The following is a 15877-nucleotide window of genomic DNA, read 5'->3' as shown; positions in this document are numbered from 1 at the left end:
CCCAGGCCCACACCCCGCCGGCCCGCTTCGATCCGGCCTTCCCCTCTATTACGAGGACATGGACCTCTGCCTGCGCCTGGCTGGGCAGGGTGCTCCCGTGCTCTGGCTGCCCGATCCGGCTGTGATTCATCAGCGGGGCGAGGGCAGCCATACGCCCAGCGAGCGACGGCTTCGTCTCTCCACCGTCAGCTATCTGCGCTTCCTGCGGCGGCACCGCCCGCGCTGGGTGCTGGGGCTCCGCCTGGCCCGTCTGTGGCTGAAGGCGCTCCTGCGGCTGCCCCTGCAGCCCCGCCAGAGCGCTGCCGTGTTTGCGGCGACGGCCGAGGCGTTGACGACCCCGAAGGAGCGCCCATGAGCGCACCCACCCCGCTGGCTCTGTTCAACGGCAGCTACCTCAGCGAGCGGCCCACCGGCATCGGCGTGGTGGCCAGGGAGCTGGTGGCGGCGCTGGATCCCGCCCTCGTTCCCCTGCTCGATCCGCTCGATGGTGAGCGTCCCGGCAGCGTGGCGATCCCCGATGATCTCTCCCCCGAGCAGGGCCGCGCGGGGCACATGAGGCGGCTGATTTGGACCCAACGCCAGTTGCCCAAGCTGATGCGGGCGAGCGGAGCACCGCTGTTGCTCTCCCCCTGCCTGAGGCGCCCCTGTTGGTAGGCGTGCGTTCGATCGTGCTCGCCCACGATCTGCTGCCGCTGCGTTACCCCCAGCTGACACCGCTGTTGGCGTACCACCTCGCCTACGTGCCGCTGGTGTTGCACCGGGCGCTGCGGGTGCTGTGCAACTCCGAGGCCACCGCCCGGGAAGTGCACGGGCGCCTGGGGGTGCCGCTGCGGCGCCTGGTGCCGATTCGGCTCGGCTTCAACCCTGGTCAGCTGCGTCCCCTCGGCCTGGAGCGCCAGCCGTTCTTCCTGGTGCTGGGCCGCCACGACCCCCACAAGAACCTGGAGCGGGTGCTGAGGGCCTTCGCCGCCCTGGCGGATCGGGAGCATCGCCTCACCCTGGTGGGCCCCCACGACCGGCGCTACACCCCGAAGCTCCAGCGCCTGGCCCTGGAGTTGGGGATCGCCGGTCGCTGCGACTGGCTTCCCTGGGTGAGTGACCAAGAGCGCCTGCAGCTGTTGAACCGTTGCCGGGCGCTGGTACTGGTGAGCCTGTGGGAGGGTTTTGGCCTGCCTGCCCTGGAGGCCATGGCCTGCGGCGCCCCGGTGATCGCCGCCCGCGCTGGGGCTTTGGCGGAGGTAGTAGGTGAGGCGGCGCTGCTGGTGGAGCCGCGTTCGGTGCCTGCGATCGCCGCGGCCATGGGGGCTCTGATCCGGGAGCCGGCGCTGGCGGCCCGGCTCGCAGAAGCGGGCTTTGCCCGCGCCGCTCATTTTCGTTGGAGCGATACGGCCCGTCAGGTGGAAGGACTGTTGCGGGAGCTGTCCTAAGTGGTGTGGTCAGGATCGATCAGCCAGCGTTCGGCCTCCTGCCGGTAGCTGTGGCGGACACCCTCGGCACTGATGCCCGCCTGCAGCTCCGCCAACTTGGCCTGCACCACGAAGCGGTAGATCGTCATCATCACGGTGAGCTGCAGACCCCGCCAGCCCAGGCGGTAGCCCCGGCCCCGCAGCCAGCGCCCCCACCACTCCCGCCGCAGGGACACCAGCAGGGCCCACAGCAGTGAAGCTCGCCGCCCCTGCGCCCGCGCCTCGGCCGCCTCGATCGAGGTGTAGGTGTTGAGCTTGGCGAGGACGTGGGAGAGGTCGATGTAGTTGAAGTGAACGATGGCGCCGTCCGGCACGTAGCTCAAACGCCGCTCGCGGGCGCCGGGGCGGGCATGAAAGAAACGGTGGATGTCGCCGGTGACCTCCACCGCCGGCCGCCGAAACAGTCGCATCTGGGCGTCCTCGTCTGGCCCCCAGCCCATGCCCGGCAGCGCCGCCCCCAGCAAATAGTTGAGCCGCGGAATCCAGCAGATGTCACAGCTTCCCTCGGCCACCACCCCCGCCAATCGCCGCGCCAGAGCGGGTGGAATCAGCTCGTCGGCATCGAGCACCAGCACCCAGTCGTGGCGGGCCTGGGCGATGGCATAGGCCCGGGCCGGATCGGCGAAGCCGAGCCGTTCGTGCAGGCACACCCGGGCGCCGAAGGAGCGGGCGATCGCCACGGTGGCGTCGTCGCTGTGCATGTCGCAGACCACCACCTCCGCTGCCCAGCTCTGCACCGAGCGCAGGGCGTAGGGCAGGTTGGCCTCCTCATTGAGGGTGTTGATCACCACCGAGATCGGAACAGGCGAGGGATCCATCAGGACGGCGTCAGGGGGGACCGCTCTGAGCAGGCGGCTGGCCGGCCGCTGGGCGCAGAGGCACTCCACCATGGCCCGGAGCTGGGGGTCCACCGCCGGCGGCAGGGCCACCAGCAGGGGCCAGTCGACAGGGCGGTGCACCAGGGCGATCACCAGCAGGAAGCTCTCGCCGATCAGCAGCGGTCCAGGGAAGTGGAGCACCAGCCAATCGGGGTTCGGCCTTGATCGAGCAGGGGAAGTGGCCGCTGAGGAGGACGGCGGCGTGGGGGCCGCTGGCCAGCTGCGTTTACCGGCAGCCGGATGGGCCAGCACCAACCGCGGCGGCGGCAGGTCGGCCTCCAGCGGCGGCAGCCAATCGAGGCCTGGGGCATCCACCACCAGGCTGGCCGGCCGCTGGCGAGAGGCCAAAAGGGCCTCACCGCCGGGATCGCCGGCAGGCAGCGGAAAGCCCCCCAGCTCCCGGCAGGCGAAACGGGCGCACCAGGGGGCACGAAACGGCAGCGCGTCGGAGAAGAGGTAGAGGGGGTGCCTAGGGGGAACTGCCCGGTAATGAGGGCACGGGGCTGGCCCCGGTACTGGTCGAGGCCGTCATCGAGCAGGTGGATGTGGCGGCAGCGCGACAGAACGAAGCCCAAGCCCCGCCCTGCCTCGCGCCGGTGGGGGATGTAGATGCGCTCGATCAGCCCCAGCAGCGCCAGCAGCACAAGCACCGCCATCGTCCATGGGCCACTGGGGCCGCGCAGGTGAGCGATTCCTCTCGGCCAGGGCTTGCTGGCATCGGGCCGAACGCGGCTGGGCTCCACCAGCAGCAGGCTCAGATCCCGCGGCCGCTCCAGCAACCGCTGGCGCCAGGCGGCCAGGTAGTTCACCTGGTTGAAGCAGACATAGAGGCTGATTCCGCTCACGCTCGCGCCACTGGCTTCTGGATCGATGGAACCAGCATCAGGCCCGAACCAGCAAGTTTTGGTTCAGGTTGGCAGCTGGCGAAACCCGAGGTCGAGCTTGAAATGAACAGAACCAGGACATCGGCCTGAAGGGACATCATTGATTCGCCATTCAGTGATGAGATGTCCAGAGCATCTGAGCGTGATGGCTTGATCCAGGCAGAGGCCCTCAGATGGTGGTCAAGCGTTCGTGAAAACCCGAATCGATCAGGCCTCGATCCAGGCAGGCAGTGAGAAAGCTGAAGTCATCGTGATAGAACGCCTTAGCGATGGCCTTGAGGGATGGGTTGTAAAAGTCTGAGTAGGCAGGAGTCTGCTTGCTCTTGATGAGTTCCAGCAGGCGGCCAGCATCGAGTTTCCAGGGATCGCAGGGAAGTGAATCAGCTGCCGCAGCTGACGGCGATTCCCCAAGGTTCTTGGCTCCGTATTTGTTGACTCGAAAAGGCATCTCCACGCTGGTGAGAAACATGGAATTGATGTAGTTCTGCAGGGGCTCTAGATCTTCTGAGTTGAAGACGAGGTCGAATGTCCGGCGCTTGTAGGCTGAGATCTGGGACGTAAAGTGGAGCTTGTCGATCAGCTTGAGGCCATTTGAGCTGAGCTCACCGAGAAAATTTTCAAATGAATGGAGGTCGACCCGGGGGTTCTTCCTCTTGGCGTCATCGACATACTTGGTGTGTTCGACGTACTTGTTGAGGAATCCGCTGATCAGGCGGTTGAAGGGGTTCCGAAAGACGATGATGTTGACCTTCTCTCTGTTTCGTATTTCGCTCAGTTTCGCGACTTCCCAGGCAAAGTCACTGACACTCCTGCATGAACATTTCGGAGAGGTGAAGATCGTTACATTGTTGATCTTGTTGACCAAGGCTTTGGGTGCCATAAGGCCGGGCCTATTTCGGTAGTCTTTGGGGAAGTTTACGTCTCGGCTCGGTCGGAAGGATCGGCCCGGATGAGGCCCCGCTGCGGTTTCTGCCCAAAGGCCCGGAGCACTGGCTACGCCTCAAGATTGATTGGCTTGAAAGCGAATCCGATGGGCAGCCCGGTGAGCGGGCTCAGGCCCTGCCGAACCGCTGTTTGAGTTCCATCAGCAGCCCACGGGTCGAGGCCAGAAGGCAGACCGGGAGCGTCAACAGCTGCCGGCCGGTGTACCAGTAGAGCCGATGCCACCAGCGCACGTCCCAGCGGCCACGCCGGGCCGGCGGGAACATGGAATAAGGCAGCACCTCCAGGCAGGGTTCCGGGATCGCCAAAAAGTAGCCCCAGAAGGTCATCCGCCGCACATGGCCGATCTCCTCGGCGACCTCCGTCGAGGGTGACGGGACCGAGTCGGGTCGCACCAGCCAGGTTCCATCGGGTTGTTCGTGGTACTCGCTGGCGATGGAGTGGCTGCTCCAGGGGTGGTAGGCCACCAGCAGACGGTTGGAAAGGCGGGACGCACGCATCCGAGCCGTACCGAGCGACTGGCCGATCAGGCTGCGTTGTTCGCCGCGCCACAGCTCCGCCCGCTCGGCGTCCGTATGGGCGATCACCTCCAGCCAGGTGGGGGATCTCCAGGGGCTCCCGGCCGCTGAACACCCGAAGCCGGATCTTCAGATCCTTGTCGTCGAAGCCGTAGCCCACCAGATATTCGTTGAAGCCGCCAATGGCTGCGAACAGCTCCTTGGCGATCAGAAACTGACCCTTGCGCCCATCCGGACCGCTGCCCAGGGCGTAGGCCCCTTCCGCTGGGCCAGGGCCTCCGGATCCATCGGGCACCACGAGCGATGGATCGAAGTCGGCGGTCGGCCAGCAGTCGGCATCCAGCTTGAGGATCCACGGACCCCGCGCCCGGGAGATCCCGAAGTTGTAGGCCCGGCAGAGGTTCCAGCTGGGTTCGCCCTCCACCCGCACCAGCCGCAGGCGGGGATCATCCGGGAGGTCAGCCCGCCGCAGGGGCTCGGTGCTGCTCCAGTCAACGATCAGGTGCTCCTTGTGGTGGGGCCAGCGGCTGAGGGCGGCGGCGGAGTGCAGCAGGTGCTCGCGCCGATTCATGCAGACCGTGACGACGCTGAGGCCGGGCGCGGTCAATCCCACAGCTTCATGGCGTCATCCCGAGCGGAGAACCATTCGGCGGCCAATACACCACCCATGGTGCGCTGTTCCCGGAACCAGGGCCCCCCGAGGGTCCAGTGCAGCAGGGCGGGGCCGCCCTGGGCCGCGGTCTCCAGCGGGGCGGGCTGCACATCCACCAGGTGATTCCAGCGCTCGGGCAGAGGTCCGATCTCATGGTCGCCGGCCAGCCAGTGGAACCTGTGCAGCTCCAGGCCGCTGGCGCTGTTCACGTAGTCGGGGGTCAATGCTGTGCAGCGTCCGCAGTTGAGCAGCATCAGCGAGCTCCAGTTCTTTTTGGGATAGGGGCTCTGGGGTTCACCCAGGAACTTCACCACCTCATTGGGGTTGTGCTCGTGCTGCACACACTGCACGGCAAAGCGATCATCCCGCTCGGCCCAGAGCTCGGCGATATCCCCACGGCAGAGCATGTCGCAGTCCATGAAGATGGCCCAGCCCCCATAGCCCATCAGATGGGGCACGAGAAAACGGGTGAAGGAAAAAGCCGTGGCCTGCTTGGGATCCCGTTCCCGCCGGAATACCCCCAGAGCCTCCAGTTGGGGCGTGACGATCGGCGTGATCGCCAGCGGCAGGGAACTGTGCTGGGAAAGGGTGTCAATCAGCACGGCGGTGGCGGCCCGCTCACGCGGGTCGTGGCCAATGAAGATGGGAATTGTTCCGAGTGAAGCGGCCATGGTGTTGGAGGCGGCAAGAGCCACAGGCCTGTGGGAAGCACCGCAGGGCGGCGTAGCAAGCCAATCAATTTAGCCGCAGGGTCAGGGGCGCCATCCCGACGCCAGCACTCAGCCCCAGAACTCCCAGCGATCCATCACCTCTACAGGCGTGCCGTTCCGCAGCTGAGCCGCGACCCGAGCTGGGAACAGGGCCCGTGCCAATTGGTGCCGCAACAGATTGATCGCGCCCTTGGCGGCATGTTTGAGGTTGGTGGTTTTTTTGCCTCTGGCCAAATCCCAGTAGCCATAACTCTTGTAAGGAAGATTGTAGGCTTCAACGATGATGTTGAAAAGCCTTCTCGGCGCTTGGTTGTCGCTCTCCAGGTAGGGCGTCACCCCATGCAAGGCTGATTTTCCGTTGAGTAGAACCACGAATCGATTGTGCTTTAGGCAATTCGCTTCACTGGCTTCAGGCCATAGGCATTCCCCTTCAGGCGGGTGCCATCGAACACTGCGCCCGGGCGGTGTTCGTAGAGGATGAGATCACCGCCCACAGGGGGTGTTTCTGAAGGATGGAGATACAGCAAGCCGGCAAACAGTTCGTACTTGTCATCGAGATGGGGCTCCAGTCCTGCGAATTGAGGCGGGTTGATTCCCGGCTGGATGTCGTAAGACAGGGATGGGATCCCCTGAAGCCAGTTCTGCCGGTCGCCCATCGACATCCGCGGCAGATAGGGGAGCTGCTCCGTTTTGGCCTCGAGTGGATTTTCGAGGAAGGGTCGCAGCCTGCCGAACAGCGAACGCATCAGCGCCTCGATTCCGAGGGCCTGGTAGAAGGCCTTGAGATCGTTAAGCCTGGAGTCATCACACCCTTGGACCGTGGACAGATCCAGGCTGGCCCTTGAATTGGCCTGGAGATCCTCGGATCGACAGGCCAGATCGCTGATCAGGCCACGGTCCGGGAAGCCCCGGAGGGCTGCCGCCAAAGGTCCTCCGGCAGGAAATCATCGATGACCAGGTGGGGCAAGGGGTGGCGATGCACGTCAGCCCTTTCAAGCTTTTCCGCCCAGGTCATCTCCATCGGTTCAGATCGCTTCGTTGGCTCTCGGCAGTGAAGGCGGGCAAGCGGTCGGCCGCTTCCCTGGCCATGGGCAAGACGCTGGCGTCGGGAATTTACGCGGTTTCGCCGATGGGGTTCCCCGTCCCTCCTTCCTAGGCTCCCCGGCATGGCTGCCCCAACCCACTCCTCAGACCCAGGCCAGGGCCAGGCTGCCCCTTTGACTTCTTTTCTGGCCGGCCTCAATGACGCCCAGCGGCGGGCGGTGGATCACCACAACGGCCCGCTGCTGGTGGTGGCCGGCGCCGGCAGTGGCAAGACTCGCGCCCTCACCCACCGGATCGCCCACCTGATCGGTCACCACGGTGTCGATCCGGCCCAGTTGCTGGCGGTCACCTTCACCAACAAGGCGGCCAGGGAGATGAAGGAGCGGCTGGAGGTCCTGCTGGCCCAGAAGCTCGCCCAGAGCCAGTTCGGCCAGCCCTTCAGCACGTTGAGCGCCGTGGAGCAGCGCCAGCTGCGCAGCCGCATCTATCGCGAAGTGATCAAAGACCTCTGGATCGGCACCTTCCACGCCCTGTTCGCGCGGCTGCTGCGCTTCGACATCGACAAGTACACCGATCCCGAGGGCCTGAGCTGGACCCGCCAGTTCTCGATCTACGACGAGGCCGACGCCCAGACCCTGGTCAAGGAGATCGTCACCCAGGAACTGGGCCTGGATCCCAAGCGTTTCGAACCCAAGAAGGTGCGCTGGGCGATCAGCAACGCCAAGAACCAGGGCTGGTTGCCCGAGCAGCTCGAGGCCGATCAGCAGGGGCAACGGGGCAAGCAGATGGCCGAGGCCTACCGCCGCTACCGCCGCGCCCTGGCCGCCAACAACGCCCTTGACTTCGACGACCTGCTCCTGCTTCCGGTGCAGCTTTTAAGCGCGAATGAGCAGGTCCGCCACTACTGGCACGGGCGCTTCCGCCACGTGCTGGTGGATGAATACCAGGACACCAACCGCACCCAGTACGACCTGATCAAGCTGATCGTCACGGGCGGCGAGGAGCCCGAGCAGTTCACCAACTGGGCCGATCGCTCAGTGTTCGTGGTGGGCGATGCCGACCAGAGCATCTACAGCTTCCGGGCGGCCGACTTCACGATCCTGATGGGCTTCCAGGACGACTTCGGCGATCGCGCCGCCGACGACGCCACCCGCACGATGGTGAAGCTGGAGGAGAACTACCGCTCCACCGCCACGATCCTGGCGGCGGCCAACGCCCTGATCGCCCACAACAGCGAACGCATCGACAAGGTGCTGCGTCCCACCCGCGGCGAAGGCGAACCGATCACGCTCACCCGCTGCGACGACGAGATTGCCGAGGCCGAGGCGGTGGTGCACCGCATGCGCCTGCTCGATGCCAACCACCCCGAGTTGCGCTGGGGTGACATGGCCGTGCTGTATCGCACCAATGCCCAATCGCGGGCGATGGAGGAATCGCTGGTGCGCTGGGGCATCCCCTACATCGTGGTCGGGGGCCTGCGCTTCTACGACCGGCGCGAGATCAAGGACGTGCTCGCCTACCTGCGCCTGCTGGTGAACCCGGCCGACACCGTCAGCCTGTTGCGGGTGCTGAACGTGCCCCGGCGCGGCATCGGCAAGACCACAGTTCAGCGACTCACCGATGCCTCCAGTCAGCTGGGAATCCCCCTCTGGGATGTGGTCAGCGACGCCGAGGCGGTGCGGTCCCTGGGGGGCGTTCCGCCCGGGGCCTGCTCCAGTTCAGTGAGCTGATCGGCGATCTGGCCGGCCGGATCCAGGACGCGGCCCCCTCGGAGCTGGTGCAGCGGGTGATGGAGCAGAGCGGCTATGTGGCCGAGCTGATCAGCGAGGGCACCGATGAGGCCGAGGAGCGGCGCCGCAACCTGCAGGAGCTGGTGAATGCCGCCCTGCAGTACCAGGAGGAGAACGAGGAGGGCTCCCTGGAAGGGTTCCTGGCCAGCGCCGCCCTGGCCAGCGACGCCGATAGCAAGGACACCGCCGCCGACCGGGTCACCCTGATGACCCTGCACGCCAGCAAGGGTCTGGAGTTTCCCGTGGTGTTCATGGTGGGTCTGGAGCAGGGGCTGTTCCCCAGCTACCGCTCGCTGGAGGATCCCGCCGCCCTCGAGGAGGAGCGGCGCCTCTGCTACGTGGGCATCACCCGGGCCAAGGAGCGCCTGTTCCTCTCCCACGCCAGCGAACGGCGGCTCTGGGGCGGCCTGCGCGAGCCGGCCGTGCCCTCGGTGTTTCTCTCGGAGCTGCCAGCGGAGTTGATCCAGGGCGATCTGCCGGGCAGCGGTGGCGCGGCCCTGCGGCGGGAGCAGCGGCTGGAGCGGCTCACCCGGGTGGACCGCGATGAGAGTCTGCGCACCGCCGCCGGCGGGGCCGCGGGGGCGCCGGCCAACGCCGTGCGCCGCAAGGGGATCTCGCGCAGCTGGAGCGTGGGGGATCGCCTGCGCCACGCCAACTTCGGTGAGGGGAAGGTCACCCATCTGTTCGGCAGCGGCGAGAAGGTCTCGATCGCGGTGAAGTTCGCGGGCATGGGGCCGAAGATCCTTGATCCGCGCCTGGCGCCGATCGAAGCCCTGGGCGGCGATCCGACCGGCGGCGGTTCGGCCTGATGGAACTCCCTGGGCTGCCTCCTGGGCTGCTGGAGGCCCTGGTGGCCCACTCCGGCGGCCGGCGGCTGGCCCTGGTGGGGGGCGCCGTGCGTGATCTGTTGCTGCATCAGGTCCACAACGACCCCTGGCGCGGCCTGGTGGATCTGGATCTGGTGCTGGAGGGCTCGGCCCCGGAACTGGCGGAGCGGCTACGGGTCTGGGCCGGTCCGGAGCGGCTGGGGTTCTGTCACATTCACGGGGCCTATGGCACGGCGGAACTGGAGCTCGATGGGGTGCTGCTGGATCTGGCCAGCGCCCGCCAGGAGAGCTACCCCGCCCCTGGAGAGAACCCCGTGGTGCGCTTCGCCGCCCTGGCCGATGACCTGGCCCGCCGCGACTTCACAATCAACGCCATGGCCCTGGAGTTGGCCCCCGCCGCCGGCGGTGTGGTGGCCCTGGAGCTGCTGGATCCCCACGGCGGCCAGGCGGATCTGGCGGCCCGCCGCCTGCGCCTGCTCCACGGCAGCAGCCTCAACGATGACCCCACCCGCGTGCTGCGGGCGGCCCGCTACGCCGCCCGGCTTGGGTTCGAGCTGGCGCCAGGCAGCCTGGAGCAGTTGCGGCGCACCCTGGCCGCCTGGCCCTGGGCCTGGCGGCCGGGAGATCCTCCGGAGCTGGCCCCACCGGCCCTGGGCACCCGCCTGCGCATGGAGCTGGATCTGCTGCTGGAGCGGGAGGACTGGCGCGAGGCCCTGGGCTGTCTGCAGGCCTGGGGGCCCTGCCCCTGGTGGAGGAGGCCCTCCAGAACGACCGCCACTGGCGGCGCCGGCTGCGCTGGGCCCAGCGCTTCGCGTTACCCCTGCTGCCGGCCTGGCTGGCGGTGGTGGCTGATCTTCCGGCGCTGGCGGCCCGGCTGCAGTTGCCCCACCACGGCCAGAAGCTGCTGCACCAGTTCGTTCAGCTGCGCCAGTGGCTGGCGGCGGTGCAGGGCTCCAGCGCCGGCTGGTCGCCCTCGCGCTGGAGCGAGGCGCTGGAAGAGCGGGGTGGGTCGGCGGAGGCGGTGGCCCTGGCCCTGGCGGCGGGCCTCGGCCCCCGTCGGCCCCTGCTGCGCTGGTGGCTGCGCTGGCGTCACTTGAAGGCACCGGTCACCGCCACGGAGCTGATCGCCGAGGGCCTGACGCCGGGTCCGGCCCTGGGGCAGGCGCTGCGGGCGCGGCGGGCCCAGCGCCTCGACCAGGAGCGCCCCTGAGTTCGCTACCTTCCCGGCTCGTTGCCGAGACGGCCATGGCCACCGTGATCAAGTTCAGCTCCGTGGATTGCGGCACCTGCCACCGCATGGCCCACTACGACGCCAAGGTGGCTTCCGAACTGGGTCTGGAGTTCGTGAGCGTGATGCTCCAGGACACCACGACCTACCACAAGTACCGCCCGGTGCTGCTCAGCCAGTACCCCAACAAGGAGGGGATGGGCTGGCCCACCTACCTGGTGGTGAGCGATCCGGAGGGCAGCTTCGAGGTCCACGGCGAAGTGAAAGGCGGACTGCCCAAAGGGGAGTTCCGCGAACGCCTGGCGGTCGCAGCCGGTCTTCCCAGCCCGGTTGCCTGAGCGCCCAGAAGGGCCCAGGCGATTTAGGCCCCAGCGACCCGCCCGATCACGGCCGCCTGGGGGAAACCGGCCCCGCGAAGGGTTTGCAGCGCTTCGGGGGCCTGGGAACCGGGAAGCGCCACCAGCAACGGGCCACTGGTCTGGGGATCAATCAGCAGGCCCTCCTGAGCTCTTCGACTGACCCCATCCGGCGCGCAGGAGTCCACCCATTGGATCGGGCCTTCCAGCAGGGCCAGGGCGCTGGCATTGGCGGGGGCGAGGCTGCTGGCGAAGCCCAGTCCCAACAACTCCAGGGCCCCCTCCAGGGCGGGGACGGCGGCGGCCTCCAGCGCCACGGTCAGCTGCGGATCCACCCGGCGGCTGGCTTGCACCATCTCGCCCAGGTGGCCCAGCAGCCCGAATCCGGTCACGTCGGTGCAGGCGTGCACCTCGAAGCCCGCCAGCAGCTCCACCAGCGCTGCCTGGCTCTGGCCCATCAGCGCCAGCGCCCCATCGATCCATTCGGGCCGGGCCGCGCCCGCCTGGGCGGCGGCGAACAGCACGCCGCTGCCGATCGGCCGGCTCAGCAGCAGCGCATCGCCCGGCCGCAGGCCCCCTTGGTCCAGAAACGCCCGGGCGGGGCCTGCCCGTTCACCGTCAGCGCCAGGCTCAGTTCCTCGCCCGCATCCAGGCGCTGCAAGCTGTGGCCGCCAATGAGCTGGGCTTCCATGGGTTCCAGGACCGCTCGCACCCCGGCCAGGGTTTGCAGCAGCAGCTCCTCTTGAAGAGTCTCTCCGAGTCGCGGCAGGGTCACCAGCGCCTGCACGGAGTGCACCCGGCGCCGCAGGCCCACAGGTCAGAGCAGGCGTGCAGGGTGGTGAGCCGGGCGTTCAGCCAGGGGTCGTCCACCAGGGCCGGAAAGCCATCGAGGCTTTGCAACAACAGGCCGCCCTCGGCCGTTGGGCCCACCACCAGGGCGTCCTCGGGGTCGGAGGTCGCCCCTGGATCGAGGCGGGCGAGGGCCTTGCCCAGGGGGCGGCGGCGAGCTTGGCGGCGCAGCCCCGGCAGGCCATGGCTGTCGCTTGTTCTTCGGAGCCGCCCGTCATCGCCCCCAGGGCCGCGAAGCCCTCCATGAAGCGCCGGTCGATCTGCTCCTTCCAGCGCCAGAGCAGGGACGAGGGCCCCAGGGCGAAGGGACCCCAGAAGGCCAGTGCCTGGGGTTGATCCGAAAGCGCCCCGCCATCGCCGAGTAGCTGCAGGGCCCAGCGTTGGGGGCGCCAGCGGCGCAATGGGCGTGGCGGCTGTGCCATCCGGCGCTCCAGGTTGGCGGCCAGCACCGGAGCCGCTCGCACCGCCCAGACCCCCGAGGGGGCCGAGGTGCGTCCGAGATCAGGGCGCAGTCACCGCTGGCGAACACAGCGGGATGCCCGACCACCTGCAGGCTGGTCTCCGTGAGCAGGCGCCCCGTGGCTGGATCAGCGGCCAGCCCCGAGGCCGCCAGCCAGCCAGGGGCCCTGCTGCCGGTGCAGGCGAGGGCGGGCTCCGCGCCTGCTGCAGCACCTACCGCCTCGGGTGCTTCGGCATGCCGCTCGACCAGGATCCCCGCCCGCCCCAACAGCCGCTCGCCGCAGGCGTTGGCGGCCCTTGAACCCAGGTGCAATCCCTCGCCCCGCAGCATCAGCCGCGGGCGAACCCTGCGCTGCAGGGCCAGGGCCAGCTCCACCGCCGCGGCGCCGCCCCCCAGGATCCGCAGCTCCGCCGCTTCCCCGGAAGCGCCTGTGCCCAAGCCCGCGCACCAGTCCAAAAACGGTTCCAAGGGCTTCACAGCGATCTCGCCCGCCCCTACGGCCGCTGTCTCGGCGCCCAGATCGAGGCTGAGCAGATCCCAGCGCAGGGGCGGCCGGCCTTCCAGGACCAGCTCCCGCTGCTCCAGCTCCAGGCCAAGGATTTCGGCCCGCACGAAGCTCACCCCCGCCAGGCGGCAGAGCCGCCGCAGGTCGATGGCGCAGGCCTCGCGCAGGTAGAGCCCCGCCACCAGGCCCGGCACCATCCCGGAATACAGCGCCGTGCTGGCGCGGCTCACCAGGGTGATGCGGCAGACCTTCGGCCGGTGCTGGGGATGCATCACCCAGCGCTTCAACACCAGGGCATGGCTGTGGCCACCGCCCGCCAGGAGCAGCTGACGCTGGGGCGCGGGGGCAGGCGTCACCCGGAGCTGTTAGAGCCGGGGGTGTTGTAACCAGAAGGGTTGGCGCTTTGCCAGGCCCAGCCGTCACGGCAGATCTCCCCGAGGCCGCGGCGGGTGCGCCAGCCCAGCCGCTCCTCCGCCAGCGACGGGTCGGCCACGGTGATCGCGGCGTCACCCGCGCGCCGATCCACCTGCTCATAGGGAATCGATCGGCCGCTGGCGGCCTCGAAGGCCCGCACCACCTCCAGCACCGATTGGCCCTGGCCGCTGCCCAGGTTCAAGGAGAGCAGCTGGGGCGCTTCCGCCAGCAGCACCTCCAGGGCGGCCTTGTGGCCTTCGGCCAGGTCCATCACATGGATGTAGTCGCGCACGCCGGTGCCATCGACCGTGGGCCAGTCGCGGCCATAGACCGTGAGGCGTTCGCGCCGGCCCACCGCCACCTGGCTGACGAAAGGAAACAAGTTATTGGGTGTTCCCAAGGGGTCTTCGCCGATCCGGCCGCTGGGGTGGGCGCCCACGGGGTTGAAGTACCGCAGGCGCGCGATGCGCCAGCGGGCCAGCTCCGGCGCTTCGCTGGCCACCACATCCGCCAGCAGTTGCTCGACGGCGGCCTTCGTATGGCCGTAGGGGTTGATCGGCTGGATCGGGGCCGTCTCGTTGATCGGCATCTGCTCCGGGACGCCGTAGATCGTGCAACTGCTGCTGAACACGAGCGTGTGGCAGCCGTGCTCGGCCATCGCCGCCACCAGGCAGCGGCTGCCGCTGAGGTTCACGTCCCAGTAGCGCAGTGGTTTGGCCACCGATTCCCCCACCGCCTTGAGGCCAGCGAAGTGCACCACCGCCTCGATCGGCGCGGGGGCGGCCGCAAAGGCCCGCTGCAGATCGGCGCTCGAGCGGATGTCGCCCTCGATCCAGCTCAGCCGCCCCGCCGCCTCCGGCCCCACCATCTCCGCTACCCGCCGCAGCGCCTCCGGCGAACTGTTGTCGAAGTTGTCGAGCACCACCAGGTTGTGGCCCGCCTCCAGCAGCACCACGGCCGTGTGGCTGCCGATGAAGCCGGCGCCGCCGGTGATCAGGAGCTGGGCCATGGACCTGAGGTTAGGGCTGGGGCCATCGCCCAAGATGGCCCCAGTTCTGGCCCAGGGTGTGGAGAAGCTGCAGAGCCTGCGGGGCATGGTGGACCTGCTGCCCGCCGCGACGCCCCTGTGGCAAGGGGTGGAGTCCACGGCCCGGGAGCATTTCCGCCGCGCCGGCCTCGCTGAGATCCGCACCCCCGTGATGGAGGTCACCGAGCTGTTCGCCCGCGGCATCGGCGAGGCCACCGATGTGGTGGGCAAGGAGATGTATTCCTTCCTCGATCGGGGTGAGCGCCGCTGCACCCTGCGGCCGGAGGGCACCGCCTCGGTGGTGCGCGCCGCTCTCCAGCACGGGCTGCTCAGCCAGGGCTCCCAGCGGCTCTGGTACGGCGGGCCGATGTTCCGCTATGAGCGGCCCCAGGCGGGGCGCCAGCGTCAGTTCCATCAGATCGGCGTGGAGTATCTGGGCTTTGACGACCCCCGCAGCGACGCCGAGGTCATCGCCCTGGCCTGGGATCTGCTGGCGGACCTGGGTGTGCAGGGCCTGGCCCTGGAGCTCAACTCCCTGGGCAGCGGTGAGGATCGCGCCCGCTACCGCCAGGAGCTGGTGGCCTTCCTGGAGGCCCGACACGATCAGCTTGACCCCGACTCCCAGGCCCGCCTGGCCACCAACCCCCTGCGCATTCTCGATTCCAAGGACGCCGGCACCCAGGCGCTGCTGGCGGATGCCCCCACCCTGGCGGCGGCGTTGAGCGACAAGAGCCGCGAGCGTTTCGAGCGGGTGAAGGAATCCCTGGCGGCCCTGGTGATCCCCTTCCAGCTCAACCCCCGGCTGGTGCGCGGCCTCGACTACTACAGCCACACCGCCTTCGAGATCACCAGTGATCAGCTGGGGGCCCAGGCCACCGTCTGCGGTGGCGGCCGCTACGACGGCCTGATCGAGCAGCTCGGGGGCGCACCTACCGCGGCGATCGGCTGGGCGTTGGGGATGGAGCGGCTGCTGGTGCTTCTGGCCCAGGGGGATCCAGCCGCACTGCCGGCGGCCCCTGCCCCGGACCTGTATGTGGTCAGCCGCGGGGAGCGGGCCGAGCCACTGGCGCTGGTTCTGGCCCGGGGGTTGCGTCAGCGGGGGCTGGCGGTGGAGCTGGATCTGAGCGGCTCCGCCTTCGCCAAGCAGTTCAAGCGCGCCGACCGCAGCGGCGCCCGCTGGGCAGCCGTGATCGGCGACGGGGAAGCGGAAAGCGGCGAGTTGCTGCTCAAGGCCCTGCGGGAGGGATCGGGCGATCCAGCCCAGGAGCTGCGCCTGCCCCTGGCAGACCTGGCTGGTCTGCAGGCGCGGCTGGGTTGAAACGATGGG

18 protein-coding genes and 2 pseudogenes are annotated in these 15877 nt (G+C 68.3%); 7 read left to right on the top strand and 13 right to left on the bottom strand.

The genetic code is table 11. The features are described from left to right. Positions 1–58: 58 nt before the first annotated feature. The 3 genes from AAF143_RS05065 to AAF143_RS05055 are packed head-to-tail and all read left to right on the top strand — an operon-like array spanning position 59 to position 1427. A complete protein-coding gene (locus AAF143_RS05065) occupies positions 59–355 on the top strand; it encodes a glycosyltransferase family 2 protein (protein ID WP_414026599.1) in 297 nt (98 codons plus the stop codon). Continuing rightward, positions 352–654: a hypothetical protein gene (locus AAF143_RS05060; RefSeq protein WP_414026598.1), complete on the top strand. Its 303-nt coding sequence runs from the start codon at positions 352–354 to the stop codon at positions 652–654. The genes AAF143_RS05065 and AAF143_RS05060 overlap by 4 nt, the downstream gene beginning before the upstream one ends. A 2-nt stretch (positions 655–656) precedes the next feature. After that, positions 657–1427 (top strand): glycosyltransferase family 4 protein, encoded by a 771-nt coding sequence (locus AAF143_RS05055; RefSeq protein ID WP_414026597.1) that lies wholly within the window; start codon positions 657–659, stop codon positions 1425–1427. Here the strand turns inward: AAF143_RS05055 and AAF143_RS05050 are convergent. The 8 genes and pseudogenes from AAF143_RS05050 to AAF143_RS05015 form a co-directional block, all read right to left on the bottom strand. Next, positions 1424–2485 (bottom strand): glycosyltransferase family 2 protein, encoded by a 1062-nt coding sequence (locus tag AAF143_RS05050; protein WP_414026596.1) that lies wholly within the window; start codon positions 2483–2485, stop codon positions 1424–1426. The two genes, AAF143_RS05055 and AAF143_RS05050, sit on opposite strands and share 4 nt — an antisense overlap. Continuing rightward, positions 2458–3189: a hypothetical protein gene (locus tag AAF143_RS05045; protein WP_414026595.1), complete on the bottom strand. Its 732-nt coding sequence runs from the start codon at positions 3187–3189 to the stop codon at positions 2458–2460. Before AAF143_RS05045 ends, AAF143_RS05050 begins: the two co-directional genes overlap by 28 nt. Before the next feature lie 208 nt (positions 3190–3397). Further along, positions 3398–4093: a sulfotransferase family 2 domain-containing protein gene (locus AAF143_RS05040; RefSeq protein WP_414026594.1), complete on the bottom strand. Its 696-nt coding sequence runs from the start codon at positions 4091–4093 to the stop codon at positions 3398–3400. Between the two features lie 187 nt (positions 4094–4280). Next, entirely contained in the window at positions 4281–4757 is a 477-nt protein-coding gene (locus AAF143_RS05035) for a hypothetical protein (protein WP_414026926.1), read from the bottom strand. A 286-nt stretch (positions 4758–5043) separates the two neighbouring features. Then, positions 5044–5259: pseudogene (locus AAF143_RS05030) on the bottom strand (glycosyltransferase family 2 protein); the annotation flags it as partial. 32 nt (positions 5260–5291) lie between these two features. After that, a complete protein-coding gene (locus tag AAF143_RS05025) occupies positions 5292–6011 on the bottom strand; it encodes a hypothetical protein (RefSeq protein ID WP_255008537.1) in 720 nt (239 codons plus the stop codon). A gap of 108 nt (positions 6012–6119) precedes the next feature. Beyond that, positions 6120–6386: a hypothetical protein gene (locus tag AAF143_RS05020; RefSeq protein WP_414026593.1), complete on the bottom strand. Its 267-nt coding sequence runs from the start codon at positions 6384–6386 to the stop codon at positions 6120–6122. 50 nt (positions 6387–6436) lie between these two features. Beyond that, a complete protein-coding gene (locus AAF143_RS05015; protein ID WP_414026592.1) occupies positions 6437–6796 on the bottom strand; it encodes a hypothetical protein in 360 nt (119 codons plus the stop codon). 420 nt (positions 6797–7216) lie between these two features. Here AAF143_RS05015 and AAF143_RS05010 point away from each other — a divergent pair. From AAF143_RS05010 to AAF143_RS05000, 3 genes and pseudogenes are all read left to right on the top strand, one after another. Next, positions 7217–9693: pseudogene (locus tag AAF143_RS05010) on the top strand (UvrD-helicase domain-containing protein). Beyond that, positions 9693–10808 (top strand): CCA tRNA nucleotidyltransferase, encoded by a 1116-nt coding sequence (locus tag AAF143_RS05005; RefSeq protein ID WP_414026591.1) that lies wholly within the window; start codon positions 9693–9695, stop codon positions 10806–10808. Before AAF143_RS05010 ends, AAF143_RS05005 begins: the two are co-directional and overlap by 1 nt. A gap of 148 nt (positions 10809–10956) precedes the next feature. Further along, entirely contained in the window at positions 10957–11277 is a 321-nt protein-coding gene (locus AAF143_RS05000) for a thioredoxin family protein (RefSeq protein WP_255008529.1), read from the top strand. Positions 11278–11300: 23 nt separating this feature from the next. Here AAF143_RS05000 and AAF143_RS04995 read toward each other — a convergent pair whose 3' ends face one another. The 5 genes from AAF143_RS04995 to galE form a co-directional block, all read right to left on the bottom strand. Beyond that, positions 11301–11819, bottom strand: a complete 519-nt coding sequence (locus AAF143_RS04995) for an AIR synthase-related protein (RefSeq protein WP_414026590.1) — start codon at positions 11817–11819, stop codon at positions 11301–11303. A 20-nt stretch (positions 11820–11839) separates the two neighbouring features. Beyond that, positions 11840–12091, bottom strand: coding sequence for a hypothetical protein (locus tag AAF143_RS04990; protein ID WP_414026589.1), 252 nt, complete (start codon positions 12089–12091; stop codon positions 11840–11842). Continuing rightward, positions 12067–12225, bottom strand: coding sequence for a hypothetical protein (locus AAF143_RS04985; protein WP_414026588.1), 159 nt, complete (start codon positions 12223–12225; stop codon positions 12067–12069). The genes AAF143_RS04990 and AAF143_RS04985 overlap by 25 nt, the downstream gene beginning before the upstream one ends. A gap of 133 nt (positions 12226–12358) precedes the next feature. Then, entirely contained in the window at positions 12359–13465 is a 1107-nt protein-coding gene (locus AAF143_RS04980) for a hypothetical protein (protein WP_414026587.1), read from the bottom strand. After that, positions 13462–14532 carry a UDP-glucose 4-epimerase GalE gene (gene galE / locus AAF143_RS04975; protein ID WP_255008525.1) on the bottom strand — a complete coding sequence of 357 codons (1071 nt, stop codon included), beginning with the start codon at positions 14530–14532 and terminating at the stop codon, positions 13462–13464. Before galE ends, AAF143_RS04980 begins: the two co-directional genes overlap by 4 nt. 58 nt (positions 14533–14590) lie before the next feature. Here galE and hisS point away from each other — a divergent pair, with 58 nt between their 5' ends. Continuing rightward, on the top strand, positions 14591–15868 hold the full coding sequence (hisS, locus tag AAF143_RS04970) for a histidine--tRNA ligase (RefSeq protein WP_255008738.1): 1278 nt from the start codon (positions 14591–14593) through the stop codon (positions 15866–15868). The last annotated feature ends 9 nt before the right edge of the window (positions 15869–15877 follow it).

It is taken from the genome of Cyanobium sp. ATX-6F1, assembly GCF_047395825.1.
In the GTDB taxonomy this organism is placed as follows: Bacteria; Cyanobacteriota; Cyanobacteriia; order PCC-6307; family Cyanobiaceae; genus ATX-6F1.
Note: the sequence above shows the minus strand (reverse complement) of the source record. Positions and strands in the feature narration are given on the sequence as shown.

Coding starts and splice junctions, on each gene's coding strand:
- galE (WP_255008525.1), bottom strand. CDS start 14,532: ATGGCCCAGCTCCTGATCACCGGCGGCGCCGGCTTCATCGGCAGCCAC.
- AAF143_RS05000 (WP_255008529.1), top strand. CDS start 10,957: ATGGCCACCGTGATCAAGTTCAGCTCCGTGGATTGCGGCACCTGCCAC.
- AAF143_RS05065 (WP_414026599.1), top strand. CDS start 59: ATGGACCTCTGCCTGCGCCTGGCTGGGCAGGGTGCTCCCGTGCTCTGG.
- AAF143_RS05060 (WP_414026598.1), top strand. CDS start 352: ATGAGCGCACCCACCCCGCTGGCTCTGTTCAACGGCAGCTACCTCAGC.
- AAF143_RS05015 (WP_414026592.1), bottom strand. CDS start 6,796: ATGCGTTCGCTGTTCGGCAGGCTGCGACCCTTCCTCGAAAATCCACTC.
- AAF143_RS05025 (WP_255008537.1), bottom strand. CDS start 6,011: ATGGCCGCTTCACTCGGAACAATTCCCATCTTCATTGGCCACGACCCG.
- AAF143_RS05005 (WP_414026591.1), top strand. CDS start 9,693: ATGGAACTCCCTGGGCTGCCTCCTGGGCTGCTGGAGGCCCTGGTGGCC.